We start from the raw sequence: 21992 nt of genomic DNA, 5'->3' as shown, positions 1-21992 counted from the left end.
CCGGTTTTTGACCGTTGTGGCCCGATCTTGGGTCGCTGCCGGCGCATCGACGTTCCGCCAGGCGGCTGATTCGAAGGGCCGGCCTGGGCGCGGATCGCTTCGCAGGCAAGCGGCCATTGCCGGGTTTCGTCGCCCGGGTACGTTCGCGCCGGTGTTGCCCCGAAGCCTAGCGCCACATTCGATAGACGGCAAACAAATCCATCTCACCGCCGAGAAGTCATGCGAAAACTGTCCGGATTCATCCTCTTCCTGCCCCTCGTGGAGCTCGTGCTGCTGATCGCGATGGGCGCGGCCATGGGGTTTCTCGTCACGCTGTCGTGGATCGTCGCCACCGGCGTCTGGGGGGCGTGGCTGATGCGCACGGCCGGGCCGAACGCGCTGGCGCGTGCGCAACGCGACGTGGCGGCCACCGGGCGAGGGGAGATCGACGGGCTGGGGGTGGCGGCCAATTTCGTCGGCGGGCTGATGCTGTTGCTGCCCGGCCCGCTGACCGACGTGCTCGGGCTGGTGCTGGTCACGCCTTTCCTGCGCCGGCTGGCGTTCGGCGCCTGGTTGACGGGCCGGTTGCAGCAGGTCGTGGTCGAGCGTGGCGGGTTCGGCGGCGGGCCTCAGGGGCCCTTCGGATCGGGCGACGGCAAGGTCTACGATGCCGATCCCGACGACATCCGCCGGAACGAGCCGAACAGCTCGGGCGACCCCCATCGTCTCGACCGGGACCGGGGTCGCCGCTGATCCCGATGGCGCGCGGTTCACCGCGTCAGCCCTCGTCGGCGAGGATCCGTCGGGCAAGCGCCTGACCGTTCTCGAGACAGTCGCCCACCGCGATGCCCTCGCGCCAGTTGCCGATCAATGACAGGCCGGGGTGATGTTCGAGGGCCTGGTCGAGGCGCTCGATCCGGGCCAGGTGCCCCAGTTCGTACTGCGGGATCGCCCGCTCCCAGCGGCTGACGCGCTGCCACACCGGTTCCCCCTCGATGCCCAGCAGGTCGCCCAGGTCCTTGCCGACCTGCCGGACCAGCTCCGCATCGCTCATCTCCAGCGCCTCCGGGTCCTGTCGCCCGCCAATGAAGGCGGTGATCAGCTTGTGACCGTACGGGGCGCGATTGGGGAACAGTGTCGAGGAAAACAGCGCGCCCAGCGTGCGACGCCCCTCGCGACGCGGAATCAGCACGCCGAAGCCGTCCAGCGAGTGGGCCAGCACGCCCGATGGAAATCCCAGGGCGACCGAGGCGACCGGCGGGTAGACGATCTCGTCGAGCGGCTCGGCCAGCAGGGGATCGAGCGGACGCAGGAGCGCGGCACTCACGTGGGCCGGGGTGGCCAGCACCAGTCGGCGGGCCCGCCAGCGGGTGCCGTCCTGTTCGATCGCGCACCAGCCGCCGTCGACCGGCTGGACGGTCTCCACCCGACGCCCGCAGGCGATGGTGCCGCCGTCGGTCGCGTCGATCTCGGCGGCGAGCCGGTCGGTGAGGGTCTGGATGCCGCCGGGAAAGCTGATCAGCTTGCCGCGCCAGTCGCGTGGCATCGACTCCTTGCCCGCGCGGCGATCCTGCTTCGCCCGTTTCATCGTGGCGAATCCGCCGCGGATCAGCGAGCCGTGCTCGCGCTCGAGCGCGGCGAGTTTCGGCATTGCCGCTTCGACCGACAGCCGGGCCGGGTCGCCGGCGTAGACGCCCGAGACGAACGGGTCGACCAGGTAGTCGAGGATGTGCCGACCGAGGCGACGTTCGACGAACTGGGCGAGCGTCTCCTCGCCGGTGCCGCGGCGCACCCAGGGCTCACGCAGGATCCGGGCAATGCTGCGCGGGCCGAGCAGCGGGCTGAACGGGGCCTTGAGCGGATGGGTGGGCAGGGGGTACATCCGCTTGCCCTTGGCGATGTAGCGTTTCTTGCCCGCCTCGCCGGCGAAGGTCGCCTCCTCGGTCAGGCCGAGTTCCTCGAGCAATTGATACAGCGGCGGCTTGACCATCAGGGTGTTGGGCCCGATCTCGATCTGCCAATGGTCGTCGCGGCGACTCCGGATGTTGCCGCCGGGGGTGTCGGCGGCCTCGAGGACGGTCACCGGGCGGCCGTCACGCGCGAGCGCCCAGGCAGTGGCCAGCCCGCTGGCACCGGCGCCGATCACCAGGGTGTCGGTCGATTGCGTCTGCTCGGGGGTGTCGTGATTGCTTGCTGTCATGGCGTTCCGTGGCGTGGCCGTCATCGTTGCTGCTATGTCTGTCCGGGGGCTCGAGTGTACTCTACCGGTTCGATCAATTTCGGCAGTCCGACTGCCAGGGACGTTATGGACGAATCGCACGCCGTTGGTGGCAGCAATGAACCCGAGGGCTTGCCCCGGGCCGTGGTCCTCGGCGGGACCGGTTTCGTGGGCCGGAATCTGGTGCGGGAACTCTCCCGACGTGGCTGGGAGGTCGTCGTGCCAAGCCGCTTTGCCGCGCGTCATCGCGACATGGAGCTGTGGCCGAGCGTGGTGCTGGTCGACATGCATCCACCGGCCCGGTCGGACCTGGCCACTCACCGCGGCGCGCCCGAGCTGGCCGATCTTCTCGAGGGCGCCGACCTGCTGGTCAACCTGGTCGGCATCCTCAACGAGCGTCGACACGACGGCAAGGGCTTCGAGCGGGTGCACATCAAGCTGACCAAGGCCGCGCTGCATGCCGCGGCGGATGCGGGTGTGCCGCGCTATCTGCACATGAGTGCGCTGGGCGCGGACGAGGACGAAGGTGTCAGCCACTACCAGCGGAGCAAGGGCAAGGCCGAGAACTGGGTGCACCGCTTCGGGCGCAAGCACGACATCGCCGTCACCAGCTTCCGCCCCTCGGTGATGTTCGGCCCCGGCGACTCCTTCCTCAACCGCTTTGCGGGCCTGGCGAAACTGATGCCCGGCATCTTCCCGCTGGCCTGCGCCGGGGCGCGTTTCTCGCCGGTCTACGTCGGCGATGTGGTGCGCCGCTTCGTCGAGGCGATCGACGAACCGCAGGCGGTCGACGCGCGCTACGATCTCTGCGGCCCGCATGACTACTCGCTCGGCGAGCTGGTGCGCTATGCGGCGCGGACCAGCGGCCACCCGCGTTGGGTGGTCGGGCTGCCGATGTGGCTGTCGCGCATCCAGGCGCGGGTGATGGAGTGGCTGCCGGGCAAGCCGTTCAGCCGGGACAATCTGGATTCCCTGCAGCGCGACAACACCTGCTCGCCGGATTGCCCGCGCGAGCCGACCCGGCTCGAGGACGTCGCTCCGGGGTACCTCGCCCCTCAGGGGCGTGGTTCCGGAAAGAGCGCGTCCCGTCGCGGCTGAGCCGGTGGTAAGATAGCCGGGTCGCGCCCCGTTCTCCGGGGCGTTTCATCGTCGTCGAAAACCGAATCGAGGCCCGCCCGTGGAATCGGAAAAACCAACCCCCGCCCCGCGTCGCTCGAGTAACGCCGAGCACTACTTCGAACACTTCCTGTTCGGCAGCCGCTGGATCCTGGCCCCCGTCTATCTGGGCCTGGTCGCGGCGATGCTGTTGCTGTTGGTCAAGTTCGGCAGCGAGCTCTGGCATCTGGGCAGCCACGCCTTCACGCTCGCGGAATCCGAGATCATCATCGGGGTGCTCACGCTGGTCGACGTGGCCCTGATCATGAATCTCCTGATCATCATCATTTTCTCGGGCTACGAGAACTTCGTCTCCAAGATGGAGGACCTGCACAGCCACCACGATCGGCCGGAATGGATGGGACACATCGGCTTCACCGACCTCAAGATCAAGGTGATCGGCTCGATCGTCGCCATCTCGGGGATCGAGTTGCTGAAATCCTTCATGAACGTCGACAACCTTTCCGACCGGGATCTCGCCTGGATGGTGGGCATCCACCTGACCTTCGTCATCTCCGGGGTGCTCTACGCGGTGATGGACCGCCTGCAGGGCAAGGGCCACTGACACCGGCGCCAGCCGGCCTCTCCCCTCATTCCCCGATGTCCTCGTTCCAGAGGTCCGGGTGCGTCTCGATGAACCGCTGCATCAGCTCGATGCAGCGAGGGTCTTCCTCGACCTCCACGCGGACACCGCGGCCTTTCAACCATTCCTCCTCGCCCAGGAAGGTCCGGTTCTCGCCGATCACCACCCGCGGAATGCCGTACAGCAGAATCGCTCCCGAACACATCGGGCAGGGCGAGAGCGTCGTGTAGAGGGTGCACTCCCGGTAGAACGCGGCCGAGTGGCGCCCGGCATTCTCCAGTGCATCCATCTCGCCGTGGAGAATGCTGCTGCCGGCCTGCACGCGGCGATTGTGGCCGCGCCCGACGATCTTGCCGTCATGCACCAGCACCGAACCGATGGGAATGCCGCCCTCGTCACGGCTCGCCCGGGCTTCTTCAAGTGCGGCATCGAGAAAGGGATCTTGGCTCATGCTGGGCGCCTCCGTGAAAAACCTGACGCCTCCACGATACGAAAAAAACCCCGCCAATGGCGGGGTTTCCGGTAAGCGGTGTCCGGCCGGTTCGGCCGGAACGGCCGGTCTTACATCATGCCGGGCATCCCGCCCATGCCGCTCATGTCGGCCGGCGGGGTGCCGCCGTCGTCCTTGCTCGGCAGATCGGCGATCATGCACTCGGTGGTGATCATCAGGCCGGCAACCGACGCGGCGTTCTGCAGGGCGGTACGGGTGACCTTGGTCGGGTCCAGGATGCCCATCTCGACCATGTCGCCGTACTCGCCGTTGGCGGCGTTGTAGCCGTAGTTGCCTTCTCCCTGACGCACGCCCTGGACGACCACGGACGGTTCGCCACCGGAGTTCGCGACGATGAAGCGCAGCGGGTCTTCCATGGCGCGCAGGGCGATGGAGATGCCGGTCTGCTGGTCGACGTTGTCGCCCTTGAGTTCGCCGAGGCTGGCCAGCGCGCGGATCAGCGCGACACCGCCGCCCGGAACCACGCCTTCCTCGACGGCGGCACGGGTGGCGTGCAGCGCGTCGTCGACACGGTCCTTCTTCTCCTTCATCTCGACCTCGGTCGCGGCACCGACCTTGATGACGGCCACGCCGCCGGCCAGCTTCGCGATGCGCTCCTGGAGCTTCTCCTTGTCGTACTCGGAGGAGGTGTTCTCGATCTGGGCGCGGATCTGCTCGACGCGGGTCTCGATGTCGTCCTTGGTGCCGGAGCCGTCGATGATGGTGGTGTTCTCCTTGGAGACCACGACGCGCTTGGCGGTACCCAGGTCATCCAGGGTGACCTTCTCGAGGGTCAGGCCGACTTCGTCGGAGATCACCTGGCCGCCGGTGACGATGGCCAGATCCTGCAGCATGGCCTTGCGGCGGTCGCCGAAGCCCGGTGCCTTGACGGCCGCGACCTTGACGATGCCGCGCATGGCGTTGATGACCAGCGTGGCCAGCGCCTCGCCCTCGATGTCCTCGGCGACGATCAGCAGCGGCTTGTTCGCCTTGGAGGCGCCTTCCAGTGCCGGCAGGAGATCACGGATGTTCGAGATCTTCTTGTCGTGCAGGAGGATGTACGGATCCTCGAGCTCGACCAGCATCTGCTTCTGGTTGTTGACGAAGTAGGGCGAGAGGTAGCCACGGTCGAACTGCATGCCCTCGACCACGTCCAGCTCGTCCTCGAAGCCCGAGCCTTCCTCGACGGTGATCACGCCGTCCTTGCCCACGCGCTCCATGGCCTCGGCGATGATCTCGCCGACCTTCTTGTCGGAGTTCGCGGAGATGGTGGCGACCTGGGCGATCGCCTTGTTGTCGGTGCAGGGCTTGGACAGGTTCTTCAGCTCGCCCACGGCGGCCTCGACGGCACGGTCGATGCCGCGCTTGAGGTCCATCGGGTTCATGCCGGCGGCGACGGCCTTGACGCCCTCGCGGACGATGGCGGCGGCCAGCACGGTCGCGGTGGTGGTGCCGTCACCGGCGACGTCGGCGGTCTGGGAAGAGACTTCCTTGACCATCTGCGCGCCCATGTTCTCGAACTTGTCCTCCAGCTCGATCTCGCGGGCGACGGAAACGCCGTCCTTGGTCACGGCCGGCGCGCCGAAGCTCTTCTCGATGACGACGTTACGACCCTTCGGGCCCAGGGTGACCTTGACCGCGTCGGCCAGGGTGTTGACGCCACGCAGCATGCGATCGCGGGCACTGGTGGAAAAGCGGACTTCTTTGGCAGACATATTCAATATGCTCCTTGTGCTGATTCGTTACCGTTCGGAGAGAAAACTCGCCGAGGGATTACTCTTCGATGACGGCGAGGATGTCGTCTTCGCCCATCATCAGCAGTTCGTCGTCTTCGACCTTGACCTTCGTGCCGGCGTACTGGCTGAACAGCACCTTGTCGCCGACCTTCACGCCCATGGCGCGGACTTCACCCTTGTCGTTCGACTTGCCCGGGCCGGCGGCGACGATCTCGCCACGGTTCGGCTTCTCGGCAGCCGAGTCCGGCAGAACGATGCCAGAGGCGGTCTTGCGTTCTTCTTCTTCGCGCTTTACCAGCACACGATCATGCAAAGGACGGATTTTCATGCGGTTACTCCATGCGTTGACACAGAAAAAAGGATGTCGACAAGTTTGAGCGCGCCGGGACGAAGGGCGTGGCCTCGAGGGCCTTGTTAGCACTCGCCCGACTCGAGTGCCAATATTAGGAGCGGCCCGGGTGATTTCAAGAGGTGGGGACGAAAAAAATTCACCGGCGCCGCGTCTGCGCGAATGCAGGGGCGCATGCGGGCTGACGGCGCGCCTCGGCGGGATCACGTGAACCGGTATAATGCCGGCCAACTCGAGCGGGGCCGGTCGGCCGTCTGCCAAACACGCATCCAGCCAGGAGAGAGAACATGAGCTTCGAGAAGATCACCATCCCCGAAGGCGACAAGATCACCGTCACCGCCGATGGCGCCTTGACCGTGCCGGACCGGCCGATCATCCCGTTCATCGAGGGTGACGGCATCGGCATCGACGTGACCCCGGTGATGAAAAAGGTCATCGACGCGGCCGTCGAGAAGGCCTACGGCGGCAAGCGCCAGATCGCCTGGATGGAGGTCTACGCCGGCGAGAAATCGACTGAAGTCTACCCGGACGGCAGCGGCCTGCCCGCCGAGACCATGGAGGCGATCCGCGACTACGTCGTCTCCATCAAGGGCCCGCTGACCACGCCGGTCGGTGGCGGCTTTCGCTCGCTCAACGTCGCCCTGCGCCAGAAGCTCGACCTCTACGTCTGCCTGCGCCCGGTGCGCTACTTCACCGGCACCCCGAGCCCGGTCAAGCACCCGGAGAAGACCGACATGGTCATCTTCCGCGAGAACTCCGAGGACATCTACGCCGGTATCGAGTGGGCCGCGGGCACCCCGGAAGTCAAGAAGGTGATCGATTTTCTGACCAAGGAAATGAATGTCGAGAACATCCGCTTCCCGGAGAGCTCCGGCATCGGCATCAAGCCGGTCTCCGAGGACGGCACCAAGCGCCTGGTGCGCCGCGCGATCGAGTACGCGATCGCCAACGACCGCGAGTCGGTCACCCTGGTGCACAAGGGCAACATCATGAAATTCACCGAAGGGGCCTTCAAGAACTGGGGCTACGAGCTCGCGCGTGATGAGTTCGGTGCCGAGCCGCTCGACGGCGGCCCCTGGATGACGCTCAAGAACCCCGACACCGGCCGTGACATCGTCATCAAGGACTCGATCGCCGATGCCTTCCTGCAGCAGATCCTGCTGGTACCGGAAGAGTACGACGTGGTCGCCACCCTGAACCTCAACGGTGACTACGTCTCCGATGCCCTGGCCGCCCAGGTCGGCGGCATCGGCATCGCCCCTGGTGCCAACCTCTCGGACACGGTGGCGATGTTCGAGGCCACCCACGGTACCGCGCCGGACATCGCCGGCAAGGACCTCGCCAACCCGTCGTCGGTCATCCTGTCGGCCGAGATGATGCTGCGCCACCTCGGCTGGACCGAGGCGGCCGATGCGGTCATAAAGGCGATGGAAGGCGCGATCGCCAGCGGCAACGTCACCGGCGATCTCGCCCGCCTGATGGACAAGCCCAACCAGGTCGGCTGCAAGGCCTTCGGCGAGGAACTGATTCGCCAGATGGGCTGATCCGCGTTCGGCAACGCCAGAGTGAGATCGCAGGCGCGTCCGGGTATTTCCGGGCGCGCCTGCTACTTTTGAGGGGCAGGGAACAGACCCTGTGTCGCGTTCAGGAGGCGCCTCATGGAACCACTCATCGACGCCAGTGCCGTCTGCCCTTACTGCGGCGAGCCGGTCGACTTCTCGATCGATACCAGCGCCGGCGAGCAGACCTTCGTCGAGGACTGCAGCGTCTGCTGCCAGCCTATCGTGGTCACCATCGAGTGGAGCGCCGAAGGCCCGATCCTGGAACTGCACCAGGAGAACGAGTAGATACATCCCCATCTGGAGGGCTGTTCGCCACGCGTGATACCATGCTGCCGCCTCCAGACTGCCGATGTAGCTCAGCTGGATAGAGCAACCGCCTCCTAAGCGGTAGGTCGCAGGTTCGAATCCTGCCTTCGGCGCCAGACAGCTTCATGACGCGTTCCGCGTCGGTTGAACATCAGGGCGTGAAAGACATCACCGTGTCACATGCTCTCGGCATCGTGGAAACGTGGTCGGGTGCGGACGGCTTTTCAGGTCAGGCACCAACCACGAGCGGATGCCTGCCTCCCTCAGGTGCTCCATCAGGGCCGCTCTCGCTTGGTGATTTTTCTCTCACTCCTTGTTGCCCCGCCTCGTGCGGGGTTTTCTTTTGGATGCGTCAGTCGCGCAGGACGTGCTCGAGGATGCCGACCACCTGCTCCGGCGTGGTCGCCCAGGCCATGGCGGCGGCATCGACCTCCTTGAGCGGGTGGACGATATCCTCGTCGTGCAGGGTGATGTAGGGCGTGCCCAGTGCCGCGGTGTAGCCGGCGTCGAAGGCTGCGTTCCATTGCTTGTACTTGTCGCCGAAGCGCACCACCACGACGTCGGCCTGTTCGATCAACGTCTTGATGCGGATGGCGTTGACCTTGGCGGACTTGTGGTCGCGCCAGAATTGTTTCTCTTCCTCGCCGAGCAGGTCGCCGGCGGCGTCACTGGCGGCGTGATCGGTGACCGGGCGGGTGAAGGTGATATCCAGACCGGCATCGCGTGCGCCTTGCTCGATCTGTTCGCGCCAGTCGGTGTGGATTTCCCCTGACAGGTAAACGGTAAGGCTCATCGATGTCTCCTGGGTCGATTCAATCGGGTAGATCGGTGACCGCGCCGGTGGAGGCCGAGCTGACGGTCTTCGCGTATTTGGCCAGCACGCCACGCGGGTAGTTGGGCGCCGGGCGCTGCCAGTTGGCGCGGCGGCGTTCGAGTTCGTCGGGCTCGACGTGCATCTCGATGGTGTCGGCCACCGCGTCGATGGTGATGGTGTCGCCGTCCTCGACCAGCGCGATCGGCCCGCCGTCGAAGGCCTCGGGCGTGATGTGGCCGACGACGAAGCCGTGGCTGCCACCGGAGAAGCGCCCGTCGGTGATCAGTGCCACTTCTTTGCCCAGCCCCCGGCCCATGATCGCCGAGGTGGGCGAGAGCATCTCGCGCATGCCCGGCCCGCCGCGGGGGCCCTCGTAGCGGATGACCACCACGTCGCCGGCGCTGACCGTGCCGTCGAGGATGCGCGCCTGGGCCTCTTCCTCGGAGCCGAACACCCGCGCGGTGCCGGAAAAGCGCGTGCCTTCCTTGCCGGTGATCTTGGCCACCGCGCCTTCCGGGGCGAGGTTGCCCTTGAGGATGCGCAGGTGGCTGTCGGCCTTCTTTGGTGCATCCAGCGGGGCGATGATCTGCTGGTCGTCGGGGTAGGGCGCCACATCGGCTAGGTTCTCGGCCAGCGTCTTGCCGGTGACGGTCAGGCAGTCGCCGTGCAGAAGCCCCGCATCGAGCAGCATCTTCATCAGCGGCAGGATGCCGCCGATCTCGACCAGCTCGCTCATCATGTAGTGCCCCGACGGGCGCAGGTCGGCGAGTACCGGCACGCGCCGACCGATCGCGGTGAAATCATCCAGGGTGAGCGGCACGTCGACGACGTTCGCCATCGCCAGCAGGTGCAGCACGGCGTTGGTCGAGCCGCCCAGTGCAATGGTCACCGTGATGGCGTTCTCGAAGGCCTGCCGGGTCATGATGTCGCGCGGCCTGATGTCACGCTCCAGCAGGTCGAGCACCGCCCGGCCGGCGGCCTCGCTGTCGGCGCGCTTTTCCTCGGAGACCGCGTTCTGTGCCGAGCTGCCCGGCAGGCTCATGCCCATCGCCTCGATCGCCGAGGCCATGGTATTGGCCGTGTACATGCCGCCGCAGGAGCCGGGGCCCGGGATGGCGGTCTTCTCGATGTCCTCCAGCCGCGGCAGGTCGATCTCGCCCTTCGTGTAGGCGCCGACGGCCTCGAACACCGAGACGATGTCGGTGTGGCACTTGCCCGGCAGGATGGTGCCGCCGTAGACGAACACCGACGGGCGGTTCAGGCGCGCCATGCCGATCAGGCAACCCGGCATGTTCTTGTCGCAGCCGCCGATGGTCACCAGTCCGTCGAAGCCCTCGCAGCCGGCGACCGTCTCGATCGAGTCGGCGATCACCTCGCGCGAGACCAGCGAGTATTTCATCCCCTCGGTGCCGTTGGCGATCCCATCCGAGATGGTGATGGTGTTGAAGATCACGCCCTTGCCGCCGGCGGCGTCCGCGCCGTCGCTGGCCGCGCGGGCCAGCTTGTCGATGTGCATGTTGCAGGGCGTGACCTCGCTCCAGGTCGAGGCGACGCCGACCTGCGGTTTCTCGAAGTCCTCGTCCTGAAAACCCACCGCGCGCAGCATCGCGCGGCTGGCGGACTTGTTGATGCCGTCGACCACCGGGGCGGAATGACGACGGCGCGGATCGTTGCTGGGGTTGGTCATGCGGTTGCTCCTGGAAAAGTGCGCTGGACACACCTTAGCAGGGGTTTGGCAAGGGTCTGGCCCCGACGGGTAGGCCGGCTCCTCGACGTGCAGCTGCTATAACAAGCGGGACGGAGTGCGATCAAGGGTGACCGCGCCTGGGCGCGCGTCGAACGTCCCGGTTTTCCGGTCGGGGCGTGGCGGGAATGGCAAGGGATGAGGTGGTGTCACCGTGAAAGTGCAACTGTTCAAGTACTGGGAGTCACTGCGCACCAGCTTCTGGTTCATCCCGGCGATCATGGTGGTCGGGGCCGTGGCGCTTGCGGCAGCGGTCGTTCACGTGGATCGTCTCTCGGTGGACGGGGACCGGGCGTTGTGGGGCTGGGTGTTTACCGGTGAGCCGGAAGGCGCCAGCGCGGTGCTGGGCATTATCGCGGGGTCCATGACCACGATCGCCGGGGTGGTGTTCTCCATGACCCTGGTGACCCTTTCCCTAGCCTCGTCGCAACTCGGTCCGCGCCTGTTGCAGAATTTCATGCGCGACACGATTACCCAGATCGTGCTCGGCACATTCGTGGCCACGTTTCTCTACTGTGTGCTGGTGATGCTTGCCATTCGCCGTGGCGAGTCCGATCCCTTCGTACCGCATCTGTCGGTCACCCTTGGGGTGGCGTTGGCCGTGGTCAGCCTGGGGGTGCTGATCTACTTCATCCATCACGTGGCCCGTTCCATCCAGACCAACCAGGTCGTCGCGCGAGTCGGTCATGAATTGGTCGATGTGTTGGAGAGCCTGTTCCCCGAAACGATCGGCGAGGGGGCGGCGGGAGCGTCCGCAGAGCTGCCAGACGCTACCTTCTTGCGGCGCTTTGATCGCGAGGCCGAGGTAATCTGTTCCTCGGGCGACGGCTACCTGCAATTCATCGACGCGGATGCCTTGATGGCCCTTGCCGAGCGCGAGGACGTGGTCGTGCGGCTTGAGTGTCATCCCGGCCATTACGTGGTCGCCGGTAGGCCGATGTTACGGGTCTGGCCCGCGGGCGAACGGGGCGAGACGTTCGCCGGGGAGGTCAACGCGGCCTTTGCCCTGGGCCAGCAGCGCACCCCGGGCCAGGACATCGAGTTTTCCATCTATGAGCTGGTGGAAATTGCCGTGCGGGCGCTGTCGCCGGGGATCAACGACCCTTTCACTGCCATTGCCTGTGTTGATCGCCTCGGCTCGGCGCTATGTCGGCTGGCCACACGAGAAATGCCGTCTCCATATCGGTATGACGGCGAGGGGCAGTTGCGGGTGATTGCCCCGTCGCCGAGTTTCGCGGCGATGCTCGATGCGGGGTTCGACCAGATTCGGCAACACGGGGGATCTAGCGTGTCGGTGACCATTCGCCTGATGGAGACGCTTGCGGTGATCACCACCTTCGCCCATCGACCCGACGACCGAGAGGCGCTCTTGCGGCAGGCCGAGATGATCCGGCGGGGAGCTTGTCTGAATTTCTCCGAACAGGAGGACCATGAAGCGCTGGAGAGGCCCTACCGGAAGGTAAAGCAGGCGCTGGCGGTGTCGGCAGGGTAAGACAGCGACGGGACAGAAAAGCCCGACGTCTGTCGGGCTTCGGTTTGGTCAGGCGACGGAGATCGAACGGCCCGAGGGCGTCACCCTGCGGCGATCTCCTCGATCAGTGCGGCGTTGAAGGCCGGCAGGTCGTTCGGGTTGCGGCTGGTGATCAGGCCGTCGTCGACCACCACCTCCTCGTCGAGCCAGGTGGCCCCGGCGTTCTTGAGATCGGTCTGGATGCTGGGGTAGGAGGTGACGCGTCGTCCCTGGAGCACGTCGGCCTCGGCCAGCGTCCAGCTGCCGTGACAGATGGCGGCCACGGGCTTTTTCTGCTCGAAGAAGCCCCGGACGAAGGCGACGGCCGTCTCGTTCTGGCGTAGCGCGTCGGGATTCATCACCCCGCCCGGCAGGACCAGCGCGTCGAAGTCCGCCGCGCGGGCTGACTCCAGTGGCACGTCGACGTCGAAGGGATCGCCCCAGTCGGTGTGTTGCCAGCCTTTTACCTTGCCGTCGGCCGGCGAGACGATCCGGGCGATCGCGCCGGCTTCTTCAAGCGCACGCCTGGGCTCGGTCAGTTCGACCTGCTCGAAGCCGTCGGCCACCAGCAGGGCGACGTGCTTGCCATCGAGTGGCTTGGTCATGACGTACCTCCTCGTCGGTCCAGTCTGGTTGGAAACGCGGTGTCCCCAAGCGTAGAAGACAGGCAGCGATGCGTCAGATCAGGATCACCCCGGCTCGGCGCATTTGCGCCAGTGCATCCTCTCCACGGTCCGGAGAGACCGGTCGGGTGGCCTCCTTCACCAGCAGGGTCTCGAAGCCTTCCTGCCGCGCATCCAGGGCGGTGGCCAGTACGCAGACGTCCTGGGCCAGCCCCATCGCGAATACGCGCCTGATGTCCCGCGCGCGCAATTCGGTGGCCAGGCCGGTCTGGTCGAAGGCGGAGTTCTGATCCTGGTCGAAGCGTGTGCCCTTGGTGACCTTGATGACGTTCCCGGGCAGCCGCAGGTCGGGGTGAAACGCCGCGCCGGACGAGTCCTGCAGGCAGTGGGGCGGCCAGGGGCCTCCCCGTTCGTCGAAGCTGACGTGTTCGTTCGGGTGCCAGTCGCGCGAGGCGAACACGGGGATGCTGGCCGTGGTGGCCGCCTCGATCCAGCGATTGGCCACCGGCACGATCCGATCGCCTTCGTCGATGGGCAGGGCGCCGCCGGGACAGAAGTCGTTCTGCACGTCGACGATCAGGAGGGCGTCGCCGGGTTGCAGTTGGGTGGTCTCGGTCATGACGTGCCTCCTGGGTCTCGATCCGGGCCTCGATGTCGGGATTCGCGCTCGATGGCTGCCTGCCTGACCTCGTCCTGGTGCCTGCGCAGCTGCTCGCTGATCTCGACGGGGTAGGGGGGATCGGCCGGCTCGATGCGCCGTACGGCTTCCGGCAGCCGCTCCATCGCATCCCGGGCCTGTTCGCGCAGGTCGTCCAGGTCCGGCTCGGGGAACGTGCGGCGTCCGCCGGCCATGACGTGCCGGAGCAACGGTTCGCCGGGCTGGTCCTCGTCGTGGCGACCGATGACGTCCCCGCAGAAGATGCCGTCTTCGCTGCGGCGGAAGACCTGCTTGCGCCCGGGCAGGATGGGCTTGCCGGAGGAGAGCTTGAGCCGGCCGACGCCCGCGTACTCGGCGAGCTTGTAGGCAATGTCCAGATCCGGGGCGTCTTGCGAGACGCCCATGCTGGTACCCACACCGAAGGCGTCAATCGGAGCGCCGGAGTCGATCAGCCGCTTGATCTCGTGCTCGTCCAGCCCGCCGCTGGCGATGATCTCCATCTCGGTCAGGCCGGCCTCGTCCAGTCGCGCCCGCGCCTGCCGTGCCAGTTCCCCCAGGTCACCGGAGTCCAGTCGCACCGCGCGGACGGTGAAGTCGTCGCCCATCTCGCGGGCGAGCTCGATCACGCGCTCGATGCCGTCGAGGGTGTCGTAGGTATCGACCAGCAGCACGGTCTGCGGATAGCGCCGCGCGTAACGGCGGAAGGCGGTGGTCTCGTCCTCGCAGGCCTGGATGAAGCTGTGGGCCATGGTGCCCAGCACCGGCACGCCGTATTCGCGGCCGGCGAGCATGTTGGAGGTGCCGGCGATGCCGGCGAGGTGGTAGGCCCGCGCGCCCTTGATCGCCGCGTCGATGCCGTGCATGCGCCGGGCGCCGAAGTCCACCACGGGGCGTTTTCCGGCGGCGAGCGCCAGCCGGGCCGCCTTGGAGGCGAGCACGGTCTGCAGGTGGATCTGGTTCATCACCAGGGTCTCGATCAGTTGCGCCTGTGGTAGCGGGGCGACCACCTCGAGGATGGGTTCGTTGGGAAAGACCGGCGTGCCTTCCGGCACGGCGAACACGTCGCCGGTAAAGCGCAGATCGGCCAGCCAGCCGAGGAACGATTCGTCGAAGTGTCCCAGCGAGGCGAGATAGTCGATGTCTCCCCGCGAGAACCGCAGTGTCTCGAGCTGCTCGAGGAGGGTTTCCATGCCTGCGGCCAGCAGGAAGTTGCGGGTTTCGGGCAGTCGGCGGACGAACAGCGAGAACACGGCGGTCTCGTGCATGCCGGCCTCGTGATAGGCCTGCATCATCGTCAGTTCGTAGAGATCCGTGAACAGGCCCAGATCGCTGCCCGGCATGAGGGGCTGCCGATCCGTCTGTCTGCTGTGCCTCGTCATGTCACCTCCCGGGTAGAGCGATGCGCGGCCAGTTCAGGCGGGTAATCGGTGTTCCAGCGCGCGTGCATAGGTGGCGTGGTCGCCCTTGCCGTGCAGGACGAACCGGATGCGCCGCAGCGAGTTCAGCGTCGGCGCGGCCCCGACCACCGCATCGATGGCGATGCCGGCCGCCGCCTCGACCGGGAAGCCGAACGCCCCGGTGGAGATCGACGGGAAGGCCACGCTCTCCAGGGCGGTCTCCTCGGCCCGAGCCAGTGCGTTGCGATAGCAGGCGGCGAGCAGCTCGTCGGCCGGCTCGTCCCGGCCGTAGACGGGGCCGAGGCAATGGATGACGTGCGGATTGGGCAGGTCGTGCCCGCCCGTGATCACCGCCGCGCCCGGCCGTATGGGGGCGAGCGGTGCGCATTCCTCGGCCAGGGCCGGTCCGGCGGCGCGATGGATGGCCCCCGCGACGCCGCCACCGGGGCGAAGCTGCGCGTTCGCCGCGTTGACGATCGCATCCACGTCCGGCTGGTCGACGATGTCGCCCTCCACGCACTCGATGGTGATGTCGCCGATGGTTCGGGTTGTCATCTCTGCTCCCCGCGTGATCGTGCCGTGAGTGCCTCCCGTTCCAGCACGTGGAGTGTAGGCAAGCCGGGACGACGCTGCAGTGCCAGCGGCATCGGGCCGGCATTGCCGCTACCCTTGGTCGGAGGTGCCCGGAGATTCCGAATGATGCGAACCTTGCTGACGATCGCGCTGCTTGCCTGCTGCCTCATGCCCGGCACCAATCGTGCCGAGTTCACCACTCCCGCACGGATGTTCGATCTGGGTGAGCACGAGGTTCGTTATCACCTGCGGGGTGGTAAGGACGCGCCGGTCGTGATCGTGCTCGGTGGTGGACCGGGGTTCTCCAGCTGGAATCTCGAACCGATCCAGCGGCGCCTGGCGGAGCTGGGCTATCGCGCCGCGATCATGGACATGCTGGGCGTGGGGGAGAACGCGGCCGAGGTCCGTGGCTCGCCGCTGGACGAGTGGGTCGCACAGGTTGGGGGGCTGCACCGGGAACTGGCCGATGACCGGCCCGTGGTCCTCGTCGGCCACTCCTGGGGGGCGCTGATGGCGTTCGTCTATACACGGGAGGCCCCGGATAACGTGGCGCGACTGGTGCTGCTCAATCCCGTCGACCCGGAGCGCAAGGCCATGCGGACCGTGGTCGAGCAGATCGACGCCCGGCGGGCGCGCGAACGGGGAGAGCGCTGGGACGACGAGGGCGCCTGGGCGCAGGATGGTGGTGAGCGTTCGGCCGAGGCACATGCCCGCCACCAGATCGAGCGGAACCTGCCGAGCTACTTTCTCGACTACGAGCAGGGCCGGCGATACGCCGAGCGTTTCGATGACTCGGATTTCTCGGCCCACCTGAACGTCGAGGGCTGGCGGGCCTACCGGGACGACCCGGTGGACTACGCGACGATCCGGGAGTGGGCGGTGCCGATCGACGTGATCGGCTGTCGGCAGGACCTGCTCATGCCGACGAACCTCGATGCCCTGCGGGCCAATCTGTCGTTGGAGCAGGTCGAGGTGCTGGATGGCTGTGTACACTTTCCCTGGGAGGAGGTGCCGCGTGCATTCGGCGAGGCGCTGGGGCGCGTGCTCCCTGATCCGTCGTGAAGGGGTTCAGTCGTCCTCAGCGGCGCCTTCGATGGAGTTGCCGAGGCTCTGGATATCTTCACCGAGACCCTTCATGGTGTTGCAGCCGGTGGAGAACGCCAACAGACCCGCGAGAAGCGAGAGGGCAATGATTCGATGCATGGCAGGGTCTCCTCCTGGATTTTGATCAGTTGACGCCTGGCTGGCGTGTTCCGTTGCCGTCATGGCCGAAAGACCGAATCAAAACAGGCCGTGCCCAGCGGGACACGGCCTCGATGCACGGCGGAAGACCGATGGGATCAATACTCGTTATCGCCGTCGTGCTCGTCGGCTTCACTCTCGATCGCCTCGCCGGCGTCCTGGGTGTCTTCCCCGACACCTTCCATGGTGTGGCAGCCGGAAAGGAAGGCCAGCGGACCGGCAAGCAGCGCGATCAGGCCCATGCGCTTGAGAACGGAAATCATCATGAGTCTTCTCCGTTTGGGTTTTTCGCATCTTGCAGGGATTAGGATAGTCGCTGGAACGAGGAAAATCAGACGGGGAAAGTCATAGGCCGGGAAGGTTTCACTTCGGTCCGGTCCGGACCTTGAGGCCACGAGACATGGGGGCGGCGTGGAGATACTGCTGATCGGCATCCTGCTGCTGGCCGGGCTGGCCTTCGGCACGCTGGGGAGTCATTACTTCGGTGTCCCGCGGGTGGTTGGCTACATCTTGATCGGGATGTTGTTCTCGCCGGATCTGCTCGGCGATCATCTCGCTCTGGACACCGCCCGCTGGACCCAGCCGCTGGTGGCGATCGCGCTCGGCATTGTCGCCTACCTGATCGGTGGGGCGGCCACGGTGGGTCAGCTGCGTCGGCTGGGCGTGTCGATCCTCACGGCGACCGTCGGCAAGGTGGCTGGTGCCTTCGTCCTGGTTTTCGCCGGCTTCGTCTGGCTCGGGGTCACCGTGCCCGACCTGCCTGCCTGGGGGGCACCGCTGGTGCTTGCCGCGCTGGCCACCATCACCGCGCCGGCGGCGATCGTGGCGATCATCCACCAGTACCGCGCGCGCGGGCCACTGACCACGGCGCTGCTGGGCATGGTGGCGATGGACGATGCCCTGGGCGTGGTGATCTTCTCCGTGGTGCTGGCCCTGCTGGCGGCCGACGGCCTGGTCTCGGCCCTACCGCTGGTGATCTGGGAAATCGTGGCGGCCGTGTTGATCGGCGGCGTGGGTGGCTGGCTGATCGAGCGCATCATCCGTCTCCTGCACGAACACGAACTGCGGTTGGTGGCCCTGGTGGGTGCCATCATCCTGCTGGTGGGGTTAGCGGAGGCCTGGCATTTCTCGGCGTTGCTCGCCGCGATGACCCTGGGCTTTTCTGCCCGCTTCTTCGGCGGGACGCATGCCGACCGGTTGTTCGAGCCGGTCGAGCAGCTCGAGGAAATGGTGTTCGTGCTGTTCTTCACCTTCGCCGGGTTGTACTTCGACCCCTCGGTGGTGATCGAGCATGGCTGGCTGATCCTGATGTTCTTCGTGCTGCGCGCGGCGGGCCAGGTGGTCGGTGCCTGGGCCGGCGCCCGTCTGGGAAGGGCGTCGCCGGTGATCGCCAACAACGTCGGTCTGGGGATGTTGCCGCAGGGCGGCGTGGCCGTGGGCATGGCCCTGATGCTCGAGGGGCAGCCGCGCTTCGCCGAGGTGGCGACACTTGCGATCAACATCATCACGGCAAGCACGCTGTTGACCGAATCGGTCGGCGCGCTCGCCGTTCGGTACGGGCTCGGGCGGGCCGGGGAGCTCGACATGGCCAATGGCGGGCGTCCTGCCGGACAGCGGGGTCACCGACAGGGGGAGGGAGACGACGATGAAGGCAAGTGACTGGCTGGCAGCACACCCGGCGGACGGCGTGACCCTGTCGCCCGAGGCCACCCTGCCGGAGGCGGCGGCCATGTTCCTGGCGCACCCCGAAGTGCGCGACCTGTACGTGGTCGACGCCGACGGGCGGGTGGTCGGCCACCTCGGCTTTCGCCGGCTGGCAGGGTTGCTGCTCGCCCACCTGCGGCCCACCCACAGCCGGCGGCAACTGGTCGAGCGGGTCACGGCCGGCTGCGTGCGCGAGCACATGGACGACCACGTGCTTTGCATGCGTCCGGACGAGCGGATCAGCGAAGTGCTTCACCACCACATGGAGCGGCGGATCGAGGACATCCCGGTGGTCGATGCCGACCGGCGGCTGCTGGGGGTGATCCGCGTCGCGGATCTGTTGCGCAAGGCGATCGATCAGGCCGACTGATTGGCGTGATGGCGAGGAAGGGCGGGCTTGCCGGCGAGGTAGGAGGCCGCCGGGTCGACCAGGAAGCGTCCTTCCATCGCCTTGCGTCCCAGCAGCATGCGAAAGCGCATGGTGTCCCGGTCGGTCAGCGTCAGCTCGATGCGTTCCTCGATCTCGCCGATCACCAGCCGCGTGGCGATCACGTAACGGTTCTCGCGATGCCCGCCCGAGTCCGAGACCAGTCGGCGGTCGAGCAACTCGGCCTCGCAGCGCAGGACAGTATCGCTGTCGCCCTGGATCGGGTGGATGCCCAGTCGCACCCAGTCGCGTCCGTCGCGGCGGAATGGCTCGACGGCGAAGGCATGCAGCGCCGATGTGCGCGCGCCGGTGTCGACCTTCACCTTGATTCGTGAAATGCCGAGATCCGGCAGGGCCGCCCACTCTCGCCAGCCCAGACGAGTGAGCCCGTCGCTCGTGTCCTTGTGTCCGGTCATGCGCATCAGTCCTCGGAAACGACCTCGTCCTCGGCGTGGTTGGCCTGGAAATCCTCGACCTTGCCGGCGACCTCGCTGACGTCGCCCTTGAATCTCGCGATGTGATAGACGGCATCGCCCTCGTGGACCAGCGGGCGTTCCAGTCGGCCGATCACCACGCCGTCGCTGGTGGAGACGATCGATTCCCGCCGCCCGCTGTAGGCATCATCGACGTAGCCCAGTGTTTCGCCACGGGTGACCTGTGCGCCCAGTCGGACCACGGTGCCCAGCATGCCGCTTTCCGGTGCGCGCACCCAGAGGCTGCGTCGGGAGATGAAGGGTTCCGGGCGGGTCGTCTTGCGTCGGGTGGGCGGCAGCATGTCCAACGCGCGCATCACGTTGAGCACCCCCTGGGTGCCCGCCCGGATGGAGACCTCGTCGAAACGCAGCGCCTCGCCGGCCTCGTAGAGCAGGGTGGGGATACCCAGCTCGCCGGCCGCGGCGCGCAGCGAGCCGTCGCGCAGGGATGAGTTGAGAAGCACGGGCACACCGAACGCGCGTGCCAGGCGCAGGCTCTCGGGGTCGTCGAGGTTGCCGCGGATCTGCGGCAGGTTGGTGCGATGCATCGCCCCGGTGTGCAGGTCGATGCCGTGACTGCAGCGGCGGACGATCTCCTCGAGGAACAGGTTTGCCAGCCGGGCGGCCAGCGAGCCCTCGTCGGAGCCGGGAAACGAGCGGTTGAGATCGCGCCGGTCGGGCAGGTAGCGGCTTTCGTGGATCAGGCCGTAGGCATTGACCACCGGCACGGCGATCAAGGTGCCCCGCAGACGCTGCAACGTTCGTGTCTTGAGTACGCGCCGGATGATTTCCACGCCGTTGAGCTCGTCGCCGTGGACGGCCGCGCAGACGAACAGCGTCGGCCCGTCGCGTCGGCCGTGGATCACATGCACCGGCATGGACAGCGCGGTATGCGAGCTCAGCCGCGGCATTTCCAGGTCGACCAGGGCGCGTCGCCCCGGTTCGATTTGTCGCCCGGCGATCTCGAAGGCCGCGCGCATGTGCTCAGCCCCGGCCACGGGTGCGGGTCAGGCCGCGAGAGGTGCGCCGTTCGGCCAGCCGCTTCTCGATGAACTGTATCTGCGTGCCGGCGATGTCCTTGCCGGTGGCCGCCTCGATGCCCTCCAGCCCCGGCGAGGAGTTGACCTCCATGACCACCGGCCCGTGATTGGAGCGCAGCAGGTCGACGCCGGCGACGTTCAGCCCCATGGTCTTCGCCGCACGGACCGCCGTGGAACGTTCCTCGGGGGTGATGCGGATCAGGCTGGCCGAGCCGCCGCGGTGCAGGTTGGAGCGAAATTCCCCTTCCTTGCCCTGGCGCTTCATTGCGGCGACCACCTTGTCGCCGATGACGAAGCAGCGGATGTCGGCCCCGCCGGCCTCCTTGATGTACTCCTGCACCAGGATGTTGGCCTTCAGCCCCATGAACGCCTCGATCACGCTCTCGGCCGCCTGGTTGGTCTCGGCCAGTACCACGCCGATGCCCTGGGTGCCCTCGAGCAGCTTGATCACCAGTGGCGCGCCGCCGACCATCTTGATCAGGTCCTCGACGTCGTCCGGGCGATGGGCGAAGCCGGTCACCGGCAGGCCGATGCCCTTGCGCGAGAGCAATTGCAACGAGCGTAGCTTGTCACGCGATCGGCTGATCGCGACCGACTCGTTCAAGGGAAAGGTGCCCATCATCTCGAACTGGCGCAGCACCGAGGCGCCGTAGAAGGTCACCGACGCACCGATGCGGGGGATGACCGCGTCGAAGTCGTCGAGCGTCTCGCCCTTGTAGTGCACCTTGGGCTTGTTGGAGGTGATGTTCATGTAACAGCGCAGCACGTCCAGTACCCGTACCTCGTGGCCACGCTCGGTGGCGGCCTCGACCAGGCGTCGGGTGGAGTAGAGCTTCGGGTTGCGCGACAGAATGGCGATTTTCATGACACGGTTCGATCCAGGCGAAAAGCGGGATGAAAGAGGAGGTCGGCGAGCATCGTCCGGACCCCGCCGATCGGGGCGCGGGTGATCGCGACGGTTCGCAGATGATGCCCTTACTGTAGGAAAGATCGCGCCCACTGTAGGAAAGATCCGTGCCGGACTGGTCGATTCGTTGTCGGGATCGCTCGTCGGCGCGGGAGATCTGGTGCGGGTGGCCGGACTCGAACCGGCACGGCCTTTCGGCCTGCAGATTTTAAGTCTGCTGTGTCTACCAATTCCACCACACCCGCGGAGGGAGGCGCTTCGGGCGGGCCGCCCGGCGAGACCGGCATTCTATCGCCTTTTCCACCTGCCCGCGACCGGCATGCAAGCCCCGGCAGGTGCGTTACACTGAGCGGTTCGATCCATTCAGCGATGTTCATCCCGGAGTCACGCGCAAGCATGTCACAAGCCAACGGTTCACAGGCCAACGGTCACCATCCCGCGTTCACCCTGCTGCGCTCGGTACCCATCGAGGCGCTCAACCTGACCGTCGACGAGTACCGCC

The 21992-nt window shown here is 66.6% G+C and carries 24 protein-coding genes and 2 tRNA genes; 10 read left to right on the top strand and 16 right to left on the bottom strand.

Annotated features, from left to right (window positions below):
• The first annotated feature begins 219 nt into the window (after positions 1-219).
• A complete protein-coding gene (locus ACLFRM_RS02535; protein ID WP_410754137.1) occupies positions 220-732 on the top strand; it encodes an FxsA family protein in 513 nt (170 codons plus the stop codon).
• Positions 733-757: 25 nt separating this feature from the next.
• Here the strand turns inward: ACLFRM_RS02535 and hemG are convergent, their stop codons facing one another.
• Positions 758-2179: a protoporphyrinogen oxidase gene (hemG, locus tag ACLFRM_RS02530; RefSeq protein ID WP_410754136.1), complete on the bottom strand. Its 1422-nt coding sequence runs from the start codon at positions 2177-2179 to the stop codon at positions 758-760.
• A gap of 105 nt (positions 2180-2284) precedes the next feature.
• Here hemG and ACLFRM_RS02525 point away from each other — a divergent pair, with 105 nt between their 5' ends.
• Complete coding sequence (locus ACLFRM_RS02525; protein ID WP_410754134.1) at positions 2285-3295, top strand: complex I NDUFA9 subunit family protein; 1011 nt, start codon at positions 2285-2287, stop codon at positions 3293-3295.
• A gap of 79 nt (positions 3296-3374) precedes the next feature.
• Positions 3375-3917, top strand: a complete 543-nt coding sequence (locus ACLFRM_RS02520; RefSeq protein ID WP_410754133.1) for a TIGR00645 family protein — start codon at positions 3375-3377, stop codon at positions 3915-3917.
• 25 nt (positions 3918-3942) lie between these two features.
• Here the strand turns inward: ACLFRM_RS02520 and ACLFRM_RS02515 are convergent, their stop codons facing one another.
• The 3 genes from ACLFRM_RS02515 to groES form a co-directional block, all read right to left on the bottom strand.
• Positions 3943-4386, bottom strand: coding sequence for a nucleoside deaminase (locus ACLFRM_RS02515; protein ID WP_410754131.1), 444 nt, complete (start codon positions 4384-4386; stop codon positions 3943-3945).
• Between the two features lie 110 nt (positions 4387-4496).
• Positions 4497-6140 (bottom strand): chaperonin GroEL, encoded by a 1644-nt coding sequence (gene groL, locus ACLFRM_RS02510; RefSeq protein WP_410754130.1) that lies wholly within the window; start codon positions 6138-6140, stop codon positions 4497-4499.
• A 58-nt stretch (positions 6141-6198) separates the two neighbouring features.
• Positions 6199-6489 carry a co-chaperone GroES gene (groES, locus tag ACLFRM_RS02505; RefSeq protein WP_410754128.1) on the bottom strand — a complete coding sequence of 97 codons (291 nt, stop codon included), beginning with the start codon at positions 6487-6489 and terminating at the stop codon, positions 6199-6201.
• A 308-nt stretch (positions 6490-6797) separates the two neighbouring features.
• On the opposite strand from groES, the gene icd reads away from it, so the two are divergent.
• The 3 genes from icd (at position 6798) to ACLFRM_RS02490 (ending at position 8494) form a co-directional block, all read left to right on the top strand.
• Complete coding sequence (gene icd, locus ACLFRM_RS02500) at positions 6798-8054, top strand: NADP-dependent isocitrate dehydrogenase (protein ID WP_410754127.1); 1257 nt, start codon at positions 6798-6800, stop codon at positions 8052-8054.
• Positions 8055-8168: 114 nt separating this feature from the next.
• Entirely contained in the window at positions 8169-8357 is a 189-nt protein-coding gene (locus ACLFRM_RS02495; protein ID WP_410754125.1) for a CPXCG motif-containing cysteine-rich protein, read from the top strand.
• A gap of 60 nt (positions 8358-8417) precedes the next feature.
• Positions 8418-8494 (top strand) — tRNA-Arg (locus ACLFRM_RS02490).
• A gap of 236 nt (positions 8495-8730) precedes the next feature.
• Here the strand turns inward: ACLFRM_RS02490 and ACLFRM_RS02485 are convergent.
• Both ACLFRM_RS02485 and ilvD read right to left on the bottom strand, forming a co-directional pair.
• On the bottom strand, positions 8731-9171 hold the full coding sequence (locus ACLFRM_RS02485; RefSeq protein ID WP_410754124.1) for a YtoQ family protein: 441 nt from the start codon (positions 9169-9171) through the stop codon (positions 8731-8733).
• 19 nt (positions 9172-9190) lie between these two features.
• Positions 9191-10879, bottom strand: a complete 1689-nt coding sequence (ilvD, locus tag ACLFRM_RS02480; protein WP_410754123.1) for a dihydroxy-acid dehydratase — start codon at positions 10877-10879, stop codon at positions 9191-9193.
• A 211-nt stretch (positions 10880-11090) separates the two neighbouring features.
• Between ilvD and ACLFRM_RS02475 the strand changes: the two genes are divergently transcribed.
• On the top strand, positions 11091-12428 hold the full coding sequence (locus ACLFRM_RS02475; RefSeq protein WP_410754122.1) for a DUF2254 domain-containing protein: 1338 nt from the start codon (positions 11091-11093) through the stop codon (positions 12426-12428).
• An 80-nt stretch (positions 12429-12508) separates the two neighbouring features.
• Here ACLFRM_RS02475 and ACLFRM_RS02470 read toward each other — a convergent pair whose 3' ends face one another.
• The 4 genes from ACLFRM_RS02470 to ACLFRM_RS02455 all read right to left on the bottom strand — a co-directional run bounded on the left by ACLFRM_RS02470 (position 12509) and on the right by ACLFRM_RS02455 (position 15679).
• Entirely contained in the window at positions 12509-13051 is a 543-nt protein-coding gene (locus ACLFRM_RS02470) for a type 1 glutamine amidotransferase domain-containing protein (protein ID WP_410754121.1), read from the bottom strand.
• Positions 13052-13124: 73 nt separating this feature from the next.
• The gene (locus tag ACLFRM_RS02465; RefSeq protein WP_410754120.1) at positions 13125-13688 is read right to left on the bottom strand and encodes a nicotinamidase; all 564 of its coding nucleotides are present in this window, start codon (positions 13686-13688) and stop codon (positions 13125-13127) included.
• Positions 13685-15067: a nicotinate phosphoribosyltransferase gene (locus ACLFRM_RS02460; protein ID WP_410754119.1), complete on the bottom strand. Its 1383-nt coding sequence runs from the start codon at positions 15065-15067 to the stop codon at positions 13685-13687. Before ACLFRM_RS02460 ends, ACLFRM_RS02465 begins: the two co-directional genes overlap by 4 nt.
• A gap of 72 nt (positions 15068-15139) precedes the next feature.
• On the bottom strand, positions 15140-15679 hold the full coding sequence (locus tag ACLFRM_RS02455; RefSeq protein ID WP_410754118.1) for a macro domain-containing protein: 540 nt from the start codon (positions 15677-15679) through the stop codon (positions 15140-15142).
• 141 nt (positions 15680-15820) lie between these two features.
• Between ACLFRM_RS02455 and ACLFRM_RS02450 the strand changes: the two genes are divergently transcribed.
• Positions 15821-16759 (top strand): alpha/beta fold hydrolase, encoded by a 939-nt coding sequence (locus ACLFRM_RS02450; RefSeq protein WP_410754117.1) that lies wholly within the window; start codon positions 15821-15823, stop codon positions 16757-16759.
• 6 nt (positions 16760-16765) lie between these two features.
• On the opposite strand, the gene ACLFRM_RS02445 is transcribed toward ACLFRM_RS02450, so the two are convergent.
• Together ACLFRM_RS02445 and ACLFRM_RS02440 are read right to left on the bottom strand one after the other, a co-directional pair.
• Complete coding sequence (locus ACLFRM_RS02445) at positions 16766-16900, bottom strand: entericidin A/B family lipoprotein (protein ID WP_410754115.1); 135 nt, start codon at positions 16898-16900, stop codon at positions 16766-16768.
• A 137-nt stretch (positions 16901-17037) separates the two neighbouring features.
• Positions 17038-17205, bottom strand: a complete 168-nt coding sequence (locus tag ACLFRM_RS02440; RefSeq protein WP_410754114.1) for an entericidin A/B family lipoprotein — start codon at positions 17203-17205, stop codon at positions 17038-17040.
• A 145-nt stretch (positions 17206-17350) separates the two neighbouring features.
• Here ACLFRM_RS02440 and ACLFRM_RS02435 point away from each other — a divergent pair, with 145 nt between their 5' ends.
• Positions 17351-18598: a cation:proton antiporter gene (locus tag ACLFRM_RS02435; RefSeq protein WP_410754113.1), complete on the top strand. Its 1248-nt coding sequence runs from the start codon at positions 17351-17353 to the stop codon at positions 18596-18598.
• Positions 18585-19013 (top strand): CBS domain-containing protein, encoded by a 429-nt coding sequence (locus tag ACLFRM_RS02430; RefSeq protein ID WP_410754110.1) that lies wholly within the window; start codon positions 18585-18587, stop codon positions 19011-19013. Before ACLFRM_RS02435 ends, ACLFRM_RS02430 begins: the two co-directional genes overlap by 14 nt.
• Here the strand turns inward: ACLFRM_RS02430 and ACLFRM_RS02425 are convergent.
• From ACLFRM_RS02425 to ACLFRM_RS02410, 4 genes are all read right to left on the bottom strand, one after another.
• The gene (locus ACLFRM_RS02425) at positions 19001-19486 is read right to left on the bottom strand and encodes an ATP-dependent zinc protease (RefSeq protein ID WP_410754107.1); all 486 of its coding nucleotides are present in this window, start codon (positions 19484-19486) and stop codon (positions 19001-19003) included. The two genes, ACLFRM_RS02430 and ACLFRM_RS02425, sit on opposite strands and share 13 nt — an antisense overlap.
• 5 nt (positions 19487-19491) lie before the next feature.
• Complete coding sequence (locus tag ACLFRM_RS02420) at positions 19492-20523, bottom strand: succinylglutamate desuccinylase/aspartoacylase family protein (protein ID WP_410754105.1); 1032 nt, start codon at positions 20521-20523, stop codon at positions 19492-19494.
• A 4-nt stretch (positions 20524-20527) separates the two neighbouring features.
• Positions 20528-21448, bottom strand: a complete 921-nt coding sequence (gene rimK / locus ACLFRM_RS02415; protein WP_410754103.1) for a 30S ribosomal protein S6--L-glutamate ligase — start codon at positions 21446-21448, stop codon at positions 20528-20530.
• Positions 21449-21648: 200 nt separating this feature from the next.
• Positions 21649-21735 (bottom strand) — tRNA-Leu (locus ACLFRM_RS02410).
• Positions 21736-21992 lie beyond the last annotated feature (257 nt).

This window comes from Guyparkeria sp. (assembly GCF_046540515.1).
Taxonomy (GTDB): Bacteria; Pseudomonadota; Gammaproteobacteria; order Halothiobacillales; family Halothiobacillaceae; genus Guyparkeria.
Note: the sequence above shows the minus strand (reverse complement) of the source record. Positions and strands in the feature narration are given on the sequence as shown.